The sequence below is a fragment of the Polaromonas sp. P3_B4 genome (genome assembly GCF_056402835.1).
This window is the reverse complement of sequence record NZ_JBFUGQ010000001.1, coordinates 1,894,685-1,907,506: the sequence shown is the minus strand read 5'-3', so window position 1 is coordinate 1,907,506 and position 12,822 is coordinate 1,894,685. Positions and strand designations below refer to the sequence as shown.

Here is a 12,822-nt window from a genome sequence, read left to right as displayed (position 1 = left end):
TGAAGAGGACTCTTTACACCGCGCTGCGATGCCGGGCAATGCAGGTATCCAGCACCTCGCCGGTGTCTCTCTGCCACCAGTTGCCGGTGGAAAAAATCTCCACCTCGCTGTAACCCGCGAACCCTTGCGTTTCCATCCAGCCGCGGATTTTCGGGATGTCAATCACACCGTCTCCCATCATGCCGCGGTCGTTCAGCAAATCGGCCGTGGGTGTCAGCCAGTCACAGGCGTGGAAGGCGAGCAGGCGTTCCTTGCCGGCCCGTTCGATTTGCCGCTGCAGTTTCGGGTCCCACCACACGTGGTACACGTCTACCGCCACACCGAGCGCGCCACTTCTTGAGGGGTCAAGGGCATCGCAGACGTCGAGCGCGTGCTCCATGGTGTTGATGCAGGCGCGGTCTGCCGCATACATGGGGTGCAGCGGCTCGATGGCCAGCGGCATGTTGCAGCTTGTGGCGTATTCGAGCAATTGGGCAATGCCGTCGGTGACCTGGCTGCGCGACAGCGCCAGGTCTTTGTGCGCCGCCTTGCCGGCCAGCGCGCCGGGCAAACCGCCCACCACCAACACAAGGCAAGCGGCCTTGAGTTCGCAGGCTTCATCGACGGCGCGGCGGTTGTCGTCGTGGGCAGCCTGCAGGCCGGCGGCGTCGGCTGCGGGGAACATGCCGCCGCGGCAGTAGCCTGAGAGTTCAAGCCCGTGAGTTTTGACGAGTTTCGAAACAGCGGGCAGGCCGGCGGCCGCGACCTGGTCGCGCCACGGCGAGATCGCCTTGATGCCGCGCTGCACGCAGGCTTCGATGATGCCGGTCAGCGGCTGCTCGACGCCGCGGCTTTTGCGCACGGTCGCGGTGTTGATGGAGAGCCAGCGGTGATCCTGGGAAAAATTGCGCATGAGATGGGTTAGGTGGTGGATGTCAGTGAAGTCAATTGGAAGGGCGCGCGGTTTTCTGCCGGCGCAGTTCGCGGATGATGGCCGCGTTGTCGAGCTCGCCGTCGCCGGCGGCAATGGCTGCACGCATCAGCGCTGCATGGGCTTCGGACAAGGGCAGTTTCTGGCCTTCGGCCGCGGCACTGTCAATCATCAGCTTGACGTCCTTGAGATGCTGGTGGATGCGCGACTGCGGCGCAAAGTTTTCCTCCGCCATCATCCGGCCCTTGGCCTCGGCCGCGCCTGATGTGGCCGGGCTGGCCAGCACCAGCGCCAGGAATTGCTCGGGAGGAATACCCATGTTTTCGGCAAAGACCATGCCTTCGGCCAGCGCCGCCCGGTTCAGGCCCAGCACCAGATTGGTGGCCAGCTTGGCTTTGGCGCCCATACCGGCGCCGCCGACGTGGATGCGTTTGTCTGAAATGGCGGCCAGAACGGATTCGCATGCTTGCAATGCCCCGGCCTCGCCGCCCAGCAGCAGGGTGGCTTCACCGGCGGCGATCTGCTGGCTGGAGCCCGAGAGCGGCGCTTCGATGAAGTTGATGCCGCGTGCTGCGAGCCGCGCGGCCAGGGCCGCGAGTTCGTGAGGTGTGCCGGTGGAGCAGTCGATGATGCTGCGAACGCCGAAGACGGACAGCAGGCCGCCCGGCCCTTCGACCACCTTGAGCACGTCGTCGGTATTGAAGACCGCCAACACCATGCAGGAAGCCGCATTGGCAACTTCGGCCAGGGAGCCGGCAGCGCGGCCGCCCTGGGCGGTGAGAGCGGCCCGGGCTTCTTCGCGCAGGTCGAAGCCGGTGACCTGGAAGCCAGCGGCCATCAGGCGCTGTGCCAACGCGGTACCGACCAGGCCCAGGCCGACAATGCCGATAGCGTTTGCGGCCATGCTTTCACGCCGCAAGCGACGCGCCTCCGCAGATCTGGATCTCCTGGCCGGTGATGGCCGCGGCGTCGGGTGAGAGCAGGAAGGTGACCAGCGCGGCAATCTCCCGCGGCTGGATCAACCGGCCCAGCGGCGGCAGCTTCGGCGGGACCGTCGTTCGCGCAGGGTCGGCAAGCATGGCTGTTTCGGTGGCGGCCGGCGACACCACATTGACAGTCACGCCCGAAGCCACGGTTTCGGCAGCCCAGCTGCGTGCCAGGGCCACCAGCGCGGCCTTGGTTGCGGCGTACTGGCTGCGGCCGGCCATGCCGCGCGCCACGCGGCTGCCGACCAGCACCACGCGGCCTGTGCCCGCTTGTGCCATGGCCGGTACCACCAGGTTGGCGATGCGCGTGACGGCATCCACGTGGAGCTGCCACATCAGCGCTGAATCTTCGTTGCGCAGCGCACCAAGCTGGCCGACGCGCAGCACGCCGGCGGCGTGGATGAGCGCCTGCACCCCGCCAGCCGCACGCACGGCGCGCTCCGTGGTTTCGGTATTGCACAGATTGACTTCGGTGGACGAAAACGCCGGATGCACGATGCGTGCAGGCGCCAGGTCCAGGCCGACGACGTCCCAGCCCTGGTCCAGCAGCGCTTGCGCAATGGCCATGCCGATACCTGAGCTGCTGCCCGTGACAAGTGCGCGTTTCACGTCTTCAGTGGCCATGGTTATGCATGTTATTCGACACGGATGTTGCCGTCCGTGATGATCTTCTGCGAGCGCGCCATGTCGCTGTTCTGGAATTTGGCAAAGTCCTCCGGCGTGCCGGGTGTCAGCACCAGGCCTTGCTGGAGGAGCTTTTCACGCATGTCGCTGGCGAGCGCCTTGTTGGTTTCGGCGTTGAGTTTCTGCGTGATGTCTGCCGGCAATTTTGCCGGGCCCCACAGGCCGTACCAGCTGTAAAACTCATAGCCGGGAATTGTCTCGGCCACGGTCGGCACATCGGGCAGATTGGGCACGCGCTTGTCGCCGGTCACGGCAACGACGCGCAGCATGCCGCTCTTGTGGTACTGCAGCGAGCCGAGGATGGGGTCGATAAAGCCGTCGATCTGGCCGCCGATCAGGTCCTGGAACGCCGGCGCCGTGCCCTTGTAGGGCACCACGGTGTATTCGATGCCGCCGGCGCGCTTGAGGAGTTCGGTTGACAGGTGGCCGGCCGAACCAATGGAGCCGACCGCAAACGTCATCTTGCCGGGATTGGCCTTGGCGTGGGCAATCAGCGACTTCACGTCGGTGATCGGCAGGTTCTTGTTGATGGCAATCGACAAGGGCGCCTTGGCAACCAGCGAGACGGGCGTAAAGTCTTTCACCACACCGTAAGGCACCGACTTCATCGTCATGGGTGCGGTGGTGAAAGTGGAGGCATTGAAGAGCAGGGTGTAGCCGTCTGCTGGCGCCTGCGCGACCACATGCGCGCCGATGGTGCCGTTGCCGCCCGCACGGTTTTCCACCACAAAGGGCTGGCCCATCTGTTCGCTGAGCTTTTGCGCCAGTTGCCGGCCCACCGCGTCCAGCGTGCCGCCGGGCGGGAAGGGGATGATGACCTTGACCGGGCGGCTGGGGTAAGCCTGCGCCGCGGCGCCGAAGGCTGCGGCTGCGAGGGCTGTGGCCAGGGTGGCCTTGAGGAAAGTGCGTGTCTTCATGGTTGTCTCCAGGTGAATTTATTTATGAACGATCTGACAGGAATATCGCGACGGTTTTTTCAAGCAGGCGCCGCGGAACCGGCTTTGCCGGGCCGCCAGCGCCGCCCCCTTGAGGGGGGAGACCGCTACACGCAGTGAGTCGGCAACGGGGGGGAACCATTACATGCCGTGCAGCGCCAGTAGCGTCTTCATGCGCTGGGTTGCCAAGTCCGGTTGTTCAAGCAGGTTGGAGGCATCGGCCAAGCGGAACAGCTCGGCGAAGTGCTGCAGCGAACGCGTGCTCTGTTGCCCGCCCACCATCGTGAAATGCTTCTGGTGGCCATTGAGCCAGGCCATGAAGACCACGCCGGTTTTGTAGAAACGTGTGGGTGCGGCAAAAATGTGGCGCGACAGCGGCACGGTGGGGCCGAGGATGGCGTGAAATTTCTCGACATTGCCTTGCGCGAGTTCGCCTAGTGCGGCGCTGGCGGCCGGTGCGATGGCGTCGAAGATGCCCAGCAGCGCATCACTCTGGCCGTGCATCGCTTCCTTGCCGAAACCATCGCCGGCAATCAGCTCGGCGTAGTTGAAGTCGTCGCCCGTATACATGCGTACGCCCGCTGGCAGCCTGCGGCGCATCGCGATTTCCTTGTCCTTGTCGAGCAGCGAGATCTTGATGCCGTCAACCTTGTCGGGGTGGGCGTTGATGATGCCGAGCGCCGTGTTCATGGCTTTCTCAACATCGCTGCTGCCCCAGTAACCCGCCAGCGCCGGGTCGAACATGTCGCCCAGCCAGTGCAGCACCACGGGTTGCCTGGCCTGGCTCAGGATACGGTCGTAGACGCGTTCATAGTCTGCGGGGCTTTTGGCGACGCGGGCGAGCGCGCGGCTGGCCATCACGATGAGCTTGCCGCCGAGTTTTTCAATCGCGGCCATCTGCTCTTCGTAGCCGGCGATGACTTCATCGACGCTCTTGACGTTTTCCAGCACCAGGTGGTCGGTGCCGCAACCGGAAGCGACCAGCGCGCCCGGCACTTCCTTGGCGGCGTCGAGTGAACGGCGGATCAGTTCCAGAGAAGTGGGCCAGTCCAGGCCCATGCCGCGCTGCGCCGTGTCCATGGCTTCGGCCACACCCAGGCCCAGCGACCACAGGTGACGGCGGTAGGCAATAGTCGTGTCCCAGTCGATCGCGCAATTGACCCAGGGGTCGATCGCGGCCAGCGGGTCGGCGACCACGTGGGCGGCCGAGTAGGCGATGCGGTTGAATTTGACGCCCGGTGCGGGCTTCACCGGTGTGCGGCCTTGCAGCGTGTAAGGCCGCAGGCCGCCCGCGGCGACAGGCAGGGAAAGGGTTAAAGCCATGAATCTACCTTTTCTGTATGAAAAATGTGCCTGTAGCCCTTATCTCATGGGCGCGAGCAGCTATCAAACTTGTAGCGCGGGCACGTCCACCCAGCGGCGTTCCTTCCAGCTTTCGAGCGCGGCTTCAACCAGCTGCACGCCTTTGGCGCCTTCGGGCAGCGTCCATTTGTAGGGTTCGTTTTCCACCACGTGGCGGATGAAGTGCTCCCACTGGATCTTGAAGCCGTTGTCGTAGGTCTGGGAGTCCGGCACTTCCTGCCACTGGTCGAAGAAGTTCATGGTCTGCTTCTCGTCGGGGTTCCAGACCGGACGTGGTGTGGTCACACGCGACTGGGCCCGGCAGGACGACAGGCCGGCGACGGCCGAGCCGTGTGTGCCGTCGACATGGAAGGTGACCAGGTCGTCGCGGCGCACGCGTGTGGCCCAGGACATGTTCATCTGCGCAATGACGGGTTCACCGTTGTGACCGACCAGTTCAGCCGTGGCGTAGGCCGCGTCGTCGGCGGTGGCCTTGTAGGGCTTGCCGGCTTCGTCCCAGCGTTCGGGAATGTGGGTGGCGCCTATGCAGGAGATGGACTTGACTTCGCCGAACAGGTTGTCCAGCACGTAGCGCCAGTGGCACATCATGTCCAGGATCATGCCGCCGCCGTCTTCGGTGCGGTAGTTCCAGCTCGGGCGCTGGATCGGCTGCAGGTCGCCTTCAAAGACCCAGTAACCGAACTCGAGCCGTACCGAGAGCATCTTGCCGAAGAAGCCGGCGCGGCGCAGCATGTCAAGCTTGCGCAGGCCGGGCAGGAAGAGTTTGTCTTGTACGGCGCCGTGTTTCAGGCCGGACTTTTCGGCCAGGCGGGCGATCTCGACGGCCTCGTTGAGGTTGGTGGCAATCGGCTTTTCGCAGTAGACATGTTTGCCGGCGCGGATGGCCTTGGCCAGCAGGGTGGGGCGCATCTGCGTGGTGCCGGCGTCGAAGAAGATGGTGTCGTCCTTGTTCTTCAGCGCCTCGTCGAGGTCGGTGCCCCAACGCGCGAGGCCATGGGCTTTGGCCAGGGCTTCAATCTTTTCGGCGTTGCGGCCGATCAGGATCGGGTCGGGCATCACCTTGTCACCGTTGGAGAGCGTGACGCCGCCCTGTTTGCGGATCGCGACGATGGAGCGGATCAGATGCTGGTTCATGCCCATGCGTCCGGTGACGCCGTGCATGATGAGTCCTAGTCGTTGAGTAGCCATGGGGTCCTTTGAGGAGGTGAAAAATGCGGCGGCCCTACCTGGTCCGGCCAGGGGTGTTGGAGGGACGGGACGCTGCGGGGAAACTGACCGGGTGTTACTGGGTGGGCTGCAGGCCAGCGGCCTTGACCAGCACGGCATTGCTCTTGATCTCGTCCTTGATATAGGTGTCGAACTGCTCGGGCGAGAGTGTCCAGGTGTCGGCGCCCAGGGCGGCGAAGCGTTCCTTGACTTCGGGCGTGTTCAGGGCCTTGATCACTTCGTCGTGCAGGCGGTTGACGATGTCGCGCGGTGTTTTCGCGGGGGCCATCATGCCGATCCAGAAGTTGAACTCTGAACCCGGAACGCCGGCTTCAGCCGTGGTGGGGACCTGGGGCAGGGCGCTGGCGCGTTTGGGCGAGCCGACCGCGAGGGCCACGAGCTGGCCGTTCTTGATCTGGCCTATCACCGGTGCGATCGGCGAGAAGTAGTAGTCGACGCGGCCGGCCATCACTTCTGTCACGGCTTCACCGGAGCCCTTGAAGGGAATGTTGGTGGCTTCGATTTTGGCGGCGAGCTTGAATTTCTCGGCGTTCAAGTGGGTGGCGCTGCCCTGGCCGGCCGAGGCGAAGTTCATGCTGCCGGGCTTGGCGCGAGCCGCGGCCAGCAGCTCCTGCAGGGTCTTGATGTTTTTGGCCGGCGACATGACCAGCACATTGGGCGTGCTGGAGATCGGCGTCACACCCGTGAAGTCGCCCAAGGTGTCGAACGGCAGCTTGGCGAATGTCGAGGGGCTGACCGTGTGCGAGGACGAGTGGATCATGATGGTATAGCCGTCCGGCGCGGCCGTGGCCACGGCCTGCTGGCCGATGGTGCCGCTGGCGCCGCCGCGGTTGTCGATCACCAGTGTCTGGCCCATGCTTTGGCTCATCTTGTCGGTGATGGCGCGGGCAATGATGTCGGTGGTGCTGCCCGCGGCAAAAGGCACGATGACCCGGATGGGCTTGTTGGGGTAGGCGCCCTGGGCGCTGGCCACCAGGGGTGACAGTGCCGCCAGGCAGGTGAGGCTGGCCACTGCGGCACGACGTGTGAATTTCATGTGCTTTGTCTCCTGAAAGGGGTCATTGAAGGACTGCGAAAGACCTGTGCATGCCGCCGGTGTTGTTGGGTTACCGGAATGCAGTTTACTCATAATTCACCAATAAGTGAATTACGAATTGTAAAAATGGCCTCGTCGCTGCGTCAATGACTGCCCGGAATCAGTTTCTAAGGACATACCCTAGGATGACCTCGCACATGTGCGAGAGTCGCTCGTGGCGGGCTTTGGGCGTCATGAGATCGCGCCCGAAAATGGCCGACAGCGTGTGGTTGTTCGACAGGTAGAAATACGACATGCCGGCAATGGAAACGTAGAGCTGCACCGGGTCGATGCCGCCGCGAAACAGCCCGTCTGCGCGCCCGCGCTCCAGGATTTCCGCCAGCGTCTGGACCAGGGGCGAGTTCATTTCCTGTACGCGGCTGGACATGGCCAGATGCCGCCCCTGGTGCAGGTTTTCACTGTTGAGAAGCGTCAAAAACTCCGGATGGGCAATGTAGTATTCCCAAGTGAATTCCGTGAGGCGGCGGATGGCTTGCGCCGGATTCATGTCGCGCAGATGCAGCTCTGTTTCTGCCTCGCGGATGTCGGCATAGGCGTTTTCCAGCACCGCCAGGAAGAGCTCGTCCTTGCTCTTGAAGTAGTAGTAGATCAGGCGTTTATTGACGTCGGCGCGCTCGGCAATCCGGTCTACCCGCGCACCGCCCAGGCCGTGTTGTGCGAACTCGTCGCGGGCCGCCAGCAGGATGGCCAGCTGGGAGCGGTCGGCATCGCGCGAGCGGGGTTCGGCGGGCTTGGTTTTAGGGGTCGGCATGGCAAGAATTTAACTGTTTGGTGAATTAAAGCAAGAACACTCGAGAGTCATCGTTATTGGATGACAGACAGCGGCCAAGGGTACCTCCATAATGAAGCAGGTACCGGCCGTCCGCGCCGGCGCCCCTGAGGCAAAGGAGATGGTCATGAACAATTCAGACACGCCGAAAGACGGCGACTTCGCAAACTGGGTAGACCAGAAAGCCGAGGCGCTCAAATTTGAACTGGGTGAAAAATTCCCGGTACCGCCGTCCGAACTGCATTCTCCCTCGGTGCACGTAGAGACCGGCCGGCAGAAGCTGGAAGAAGTACTGCTCGAACACGAGGAGCCGACGCAGGAGTTCCTCGACGAACTGGCCGCCCTCGAATCGGCCCCGCCGCTGAGCGACGAAGAGCTGGCGCGCCAGGCCCTCGCCGCCGGCGGTGGTGACGGCGACGCGGCTACGCCCGAATAATTGTTCCACCCCCGTCCAGGCTCACTGCGTGTAGCCTGTTCCCCCCTCAAGGGGGCGGCGCCTGCGGCCCGGCAAAGCCGAAAAATTGAGCCACCCCTATCGGGCTCACTTCGTGTAGCCCTTTTCCCCTTGCAGGGGACGGCGCCTGCGGCCCGGCAAAGCCGGTTCCGCGGCACCCGCTTGGTTGAAGAGTCGCCGCTAGGTCGCTGCGCCTGTGCACATTCCAGCGGCACAATAGGCTCATGACCACCCCTCAACTCGCCGGCCACCTTCTCGTCGATTGCCTTCTGGCCCAGGGCGTTACCCATGCATTTGGTGTTCCGGGTGAAAGCTATCTGGCCGTGCTCGACGGCCTGCATGCGCGCCAGGACAGGATCCAGTTCGTCACCTGCCGGCAAGAGGGCGGCGCGGCCTTCATGGCTGAGGCCCACGGCAAGCTGACGGGCCGGCCGGGCGTGTGCATGGTCACGCGCGGGCCGGGCGCCACCAATGCGTCCATCGGCGTGCACACGGCCTTCCAGGATTCAACCCCCATGGTGCTGCTGGTGGGGGACGTGGCCAGCGACTGCCGCGACCGTGAAGCCTTCCAGGAGGTGGACTACGCCAGTTTCTTCGGGCCCAGCACCAAGGGTTTTGCCAAGAGAGTGGAGCGCATCGATGAGGCCGACCGCGTCCCTGAATACGTGGCGCGTGCCTTCGCTACCGCCATGAACGGCCGGCCCGGTCCCGTGGTGCTGGTCTTGCCTGAAGACATGCTGACGCGCATGACGGCCGCGCAGCCGCTGCCGCGTGTTGAGGCCGTGCAGGCCTGGAGCGACCCGGGCTCGCTGCGTACGCTGCGCGAGATGCTGCTCAAGTCCGAGCGCCCGCTCGTCATCGCCGGCGGCGGCGGCTGGACGCCGCAGTCGGCGCAGGCGTTGCAGCGCTTTGCCGAAAACTGGAAGCTGCCGGTGGGCAATGCCTTTCGCTTCCAGGACACCTTTGACAACCACCATCCGCTCTACGCGGGCGACGTGGGTATCGGCCTGAACCCGAAGCTGGCCGCACGCGTGAAGGCAAGCGACCTGATCATCGCCATAGGCCCGCGTCTGGGTGAGATGACGACCGGTACTTACACGCTGCTGGAGGCGCCCCGGCCCAAGCAAAAGCTGGTGCATATCCATTCGAGCGCCGAGGAGCTCAACCGCGTCTACCAGGCCGATCTGGCCATCAACGCCACCATGAACGCGGCTGCGCGATCGCTGGAGGTACTCACGGCGCCGGTGTCTGTGGCCTGGGAAGCCTGGACCACATCCGCGAACGAGGACTATCTGGAAAACCTCAAGCCGACACCTTCCGCGAACCTGCCGGGTGATATCGACATGCCCGCCATCGTCGGCATGCTGCAAAAGCACCTGCCGGCGGATGCAGTGCTGACCAACGGCGCCGGCAACTTTGCCAGCTGGGTGCATCGTTTCTTTCAGCATCACGGTCTCGTCAAAGGCCACAAGACGCAGCTGGCCCCCACCGTGGGCGCGATGGGTTATGGCGTGCCGGCCGGTATTGCTGCGGCCATCACGACAGGACGGGTGGCTTTCACCATCGCGGGTGATGGCGACTTTTTGATGAACGGCCAGGAGCTGGCCACTGCCGTGCAGCACGGCGCCAAAAGCATCATCGTGCTGCTCAACAACGGCATGTACGGGACGATCCGCATGCACCAGGAGCGGGAGTATCCAACACACCAAAGTGGTTCAAGCCTGAACAACCCGGATTTTGCGGCGCTGGCGCGCGCCTACGGTTACGCCGGCGTGCGCATCACGCGCACCGCGGATTTTGAGGCGGAATTGCTTGCGGCGCTGGCTCGCAAGGAGGGCACGGTGATTGAGGTCACGCTGGATCCGGAAGTCATCACCACGCGTGGCACCTTGTCGGCGATTACGCAAAACGCTCTGGCCAAGGCGCCGTAACCATTGCAGCAATGCGGGCCGCTACCGGATAGCTACTGGCCTGCGTACTGGTCCGCGGCGACGATTTTGGGGTCGAACTTCAAGCCGGCCAGTTCCTCGATCTCCGCGATGGCGGCCTGGTTGCGTTCGAAGGCCGGCATGTCTATCGACTCATAGGTGTCGCCGAACTGCCTGATCGGTTTTTCCTGACTGAAGACGAAACCATAGGCCAACAGCTTCGCGCCGCGTTTTTGCGATTCGGGCACGACCACAACCTTCCAGAATTTTTTGGGGATTTTGACCTTGCCGGTTCCCCAGTTTTTGGACTCGAAGAATTCGGTGAGCACCGGCCCCGCGAACAGCACGGCGCGCCCGCCCGACTCCTGAACCTGGTCGGTGAGCAGGCGCTCAAACTGGCCCCAGATACCGACCACTCCGCCTTCATAGACGCGCTGGCCGCTGCGGTCATTGGGGTTCTCCTGGTTGAATGCCTCATGCTGCGGCGTGCAGTTGGGCCAGTGGTAGCTGTCGGCGTTCGCGAATTCGGTTTCGTCCGCGTCGGCGCCCCAGCAGTTGTCTTCGCGGCGGACAATGTGCCCGCGGTCAATCCGTTTGGCCGGGCCGTAGACGTCCTTGTTGAGCAACTGGTATTCCAGCGGCAGCCGCGGGTCTTCTCGCCAGTTTTCCCCTCCGAAATCCGCCCGCTTCCGCGGGTCGGTGCGTGATTTGGGGCGGTAGTCGTAGTTCGAGGCGGTCCACAGGCACATGCGTGTCGGCTTGTGCATCACGAGGGAAAAGTGGTGGTAGTCAAGCGGTAGCGGATCGGTCGGCGCCAGGTGGCTTGTCTTCACTGCGGGCACGTCGTCCACACCGGCATTGAATTCCTCATAATCGGCAACCGAATAGAGGGCACCATCCCATCGCGATTGGGCCACAGGGGCTGGAACCTCCTGGCCGAGGAATTTCGGGTTGTATCCCTTGCGGCCCGCGTAGTCCTCGTCGAAAACCAGGGACTTTTCCTGAAAGGCGGTGAAGAGGCCATCCGCCGAAGGCGCACCGGAACCATCAGGCAAACGAACTTGCGCGGCCGCCGCCGGTGCAGGCACCGACACGGGCGCAGCGGCGGCAGGCACGCCGGGCTGAAGCGCCTGCCCGCCATAGACGTGCAGGGTTACAGGCCCCGAGAAATTGAAGGTGTTGCCGCCGCCGGGCCGTGAGGCGAGAGGTAAGAGGGATGACGAGGGGGGGCCGGCCGGCACGCTCTCTGTGCCGGTGAGCGGGTCTGCCGTGGTCGCCAGCAATTGCCGGGCGATCATGCGCATGGATTCTGGAATCGACATGGATTTAAGCCTTTCAACGATGAAACTGACGCGCGCGCCCTCATTGGCGATCCACTGGATGTCGTCGTCGCTTTGCGACTCCGGGTCCCAGGGCGCGCCCCGTTTGTCCAGGATCCGGCCGTCCCGCATCGCCGGCACGCCGCAGTGGTGCAGCGCCACCAGTTCCCAGTCGGTGTTGTAGACCGGGGAGCCGGAGGAGCCCGGCCGCGTGTCCGTCTCATAGTGAAGAAAGCCGGTGGGCAGGATGTCCATTAACTTGTTGTCGCTGATGGCGAAGGCCCGCGGCCCGCCGGCGGGGTGCTGGATGATATTGACCGGAGCGCCCGTCAACACCTTGCCCGTTGCCTCGATCAGCCGCGTCCAGCCGCATGAGGCAATCTGGTCGCTCTCGCGGCTGCGGGGCTGCACCGCCACGATCGTGAAGTCGAGGTCCGGGTCGGTAACAAAGAAACGGTCTGGATCGAAGTCGTAGTATTTGCCGTTGTTGATGCCGTACTCATCGCGCACGTAGAAAAAATTCGCCGCGTGGCCGTCGACGTCGATCTTCGAAGGAAACACGTGATGATTCGTCAGTAGCAGGTCGAACCCGATCAGCAGGCCCGTGGCCACGCCGATGGGCGTATGGCCGGCGCTGCGCTGCTGGACGATGCGGGCCACGGGTTTCGCGGCGTCCGAGGCCTGGACGCTGGGCGCGTATTCCACGGGATTCCACGTACCAATGGCACGCTCGGGGAAAAGGGGAAAGCCGCCCGCGGCCCTGGTTAATTGACGGGCTGTCCATTCCGCTTGGCGCTTGGGTGTGTCGGCGGCGCCCGGGCCTTGGTTCCGGATTTTTTCAAGGCCGGTTTCGCGCTGCTTCATGCGCTCTTCCCAACGCCGGGCCGCATCCGTCAGGATGCCCTGTTGCCTCGTCTTGACCGCTCCGAGTGTCTGTCCCATTTCTTGTTCCTTCGCCGGCCTTCGGCCTGCAGAATTCGGGGAAATGGATATTCCTCCATTCCACGGGAAAATGCACCCTCCAGTCGGAGGAGGCTTCACAAGCAGGGTTAGTGCAGACCTGTAAAGACGTACAGCGGCTCGCGAAAAACAAGGCGCCACAATGAAAAAACCCTCCTTGAAGAAGGAGGGTTTTGAATGGAGGCGGCTTTA

General features: G+C 63.6%; 11 protein-coding genes. 2 read left to right on the top strand and 9 right to left on the bottom strand.

Annotated features, from left to right (window positions below):
* Positions 1-13: 13 nt before the first annotated feature.
* The 8 genes from AC1DVV_RS09090 to AC1DVV_RS09055 form a co-directional block, all read right to left on the bottom strand.
* The gene (locus AC1DVV_RS09090; RefSeq protein WP_457280457.1) at positions 14-892 is read right to left on the bottom strand and encodes a sugar phosphate isomerase/epimerase family protein; all 879 of its coding nucleotides are present in this window, start codon (positions 890-892) and stop codon (positions 14-16) included.
* 31 nt (positions 893-923) lie between these two features.
* A complete protein-coding gene (locus AC1DVV_RS09085; RefSeq protein WP_477702099.1) occupies positions 924-1,814 on the bottom strand; it encodes an NAD(P)-dependent oxidoreductase in 891 nt (296 codons plus the stop codon).
* Between the two features lie 4 nt (positions 1,815-1,818).
* Positions 1,819-2,520, bottom strand: a complete 702-nt coding sequence (locus AC1DVV_RS09080; RefSeq protein ID WP_477702100.1) for an SDR family NAD(P)-dependent oxidoreductase — start codon at positions 2,518-2,520, stop codon at positions 1,819-1,821.
* An 11-nt stretch (positions 2,521-2,531) separates the two neighbouring features.
* Positions 2,532-3,497: a Bug family tripartite tricarboxylate transporter substrate binding protein gene (locus AC1DVV_RS09075; protein ID WP_477702101.1), complete on the bottom strand. Its 966-nt coding sequence runs from the start codon at positions 3,495-3,497 to the stop codon at positions 2,532-2,534.
* Between the two features lie 159 nt (positions 3,498-3,656).
* A complete protein-coding gene (locus tag AC1DVV_RS09070; protein WP_477665795.1) occupies positions 3,657-4,838 on the bottom strand; it encodes a dihydrodipicolinate synthase family protein in 1,182 nt (393 codons plus the stop codon).
* 63 nt (positions 4,839-4,901) lie between these two features.
* Complete coding sequence (locus AC1DVV_RS09065) at positions 4,902-6,065, bottom strand: Gfo/Idh/MocA family protein (protein ID WP_477665796.1); 1,164 nt, start codon at positions 6,063-6,065, stop codon at positions 4,902-4,904.
* Between the two features lie 94 nt (positions 6,066-6,159).
* Positions 6,160-7,140 (bottom strand): Bug family tripartite tricarboxylate transporter substrate binding protein, encoded by a 981-nt coding sequence (locus tag AC1DVV_RS09060; protein WP_457280463.1) that lies wholly within the window; start codon positions 7,138-7,140, stop codon positions 6,160-6,162.
* 160 nt (positions 7,141-7,300) lie between these two features.
* On the bottom strand, positions 7,301-7,951 hold the full coding sequence (locus AC1DVV_RS09055) for a TetR/AcrR family transcriptional regulator (protein WP_477702102.1): 651 nt from the start codon (positions 7,949-7,951) through the stop codon (positions 7,301-7,303).
* Positions 7,952-8,096: 145 nt separating this feature from the next.
* On the opposite strand from AC1DVV_RS09055, the gene AC1DVV_RS09050 reads away from it, so the two are divergent.
* Positions 8,097-8,405 carry a hypothetical protein gene (locus tag AC1DVV_RS09050; protein WP_457280465.1) on the top strand — a complete coding sequence of 103 codons (309 nt, stop codon included), beginning with the start codon at positions 8,097-8,099 and terminating at the stop codon, positions 8,403-8,405.
* Positions 8,406-8,647: 242 nt separating this feature from the next.
* Positions 8,648-10,354, top strand: coding sequence for a thiamine pyrophosphate-binding protein (locus tag AC1DVV_RS09045; RefSeq protein ID WP_477702103.1), 1,707 nt, complete (start codon positions 8,648-8,650; stop codon positions 10,352-10,354).
* Between the two features lie 32 nt (positions 10,355-10,386).
* Here the strand turns inward: AC1DVV_RS09045 and AC1DVV_RS09040 are convergent, their stop codons facing one another.
* A complete protein-coding gene (locus tag AC1DVV_RS09040; RefSeq protein WP_457280467.1) occupies positions 10,387-12,612 on the bottom strand; it encodes a DNA/RNA non-specific endonuclease in 2,226 nt (741 codons plus the stop codon).
* Positions 12,613-12,822: the final 210 nt, after the last annotated feature.

Coding starts and splice junctions, on each gene's coding strand:
- AC1DVV_RS09065 (WP_477665796.1), bottom strand. CDS start 6,065: ATGGCTACTCAACGACTAGGACTCATCATGCACGGCGTCACCGGACGC.
- AC1DVV_RS09055 (WP_477702102.1), bottom strand. CDS start 7,951: ATGCCGACCCCTAAAACCAAGCCCGCCGAACCCCGCTCGCGCGATGCC.
- AC1DVV_RS09085 (WP_477702099.1), bottom strand. CDS start 1,814: ATGGCCGCAAACGCTATCGGCATTGTCGGCCTGGGCCTGGTCGGTACC.
- AC1DVV_RS09050 (WP_457280465.1), top strand. CDS start 8,097: ATGAACAATTCAGACACGCCGAAAGACGGCGACTTCGCAAACTGGGTA.
- AC1DVV_RS09070 (WP_477665795.1), bottom strand. CDS start 4,838: ATGGCTTTAACCCTTTCCCTGCCTGTCGCCGCGGGCGGCCTGCGGCCT.
- AC1DVV_RS09040 (WP_457280467.1), bottom strand. CDS start 12,612: ATGGGACAGACACTCGGAGCGGTCAAGACGAGGCAACAGGGCATCCTG.
- AC1DVV_RS09060 (WP_457280463.1), bottom strand. CDS start 7,140: ATGAAATTCACACGTCGTGCCGCAGTGGCCAGCCTCACCTGCCTGGCG.
- AC1DVV_RS09080 (WP_477702100.1), bottom strand. CDS start 2,520: ATGGCCACTGAAGACGTGAAACGCGCACTTGTCACGGGCAGCAGCTCA.
- AC1DVV_RS09075 (WP_477702101.1), bottom strand. CDS start 3,497: ATGAAGACACGCACTTTCCTCAAGGCCACCCTGGCCACAGCCCTCGCA.
- AC1DVV_RS09090 (WP_457280457.1), bottom strand. CDS start 892: ATGCGCAATTTTTCCCAGGATCACCGCTGGCTCTCCATCAACACCGCG.
- AC1DVV_RS09045 (WP_477702103.1), top strand. CDS start 8,648: ATGACCACCCCTCAACTCGCCGGCCACCTTCTCGTCGATTGCCTTCTG.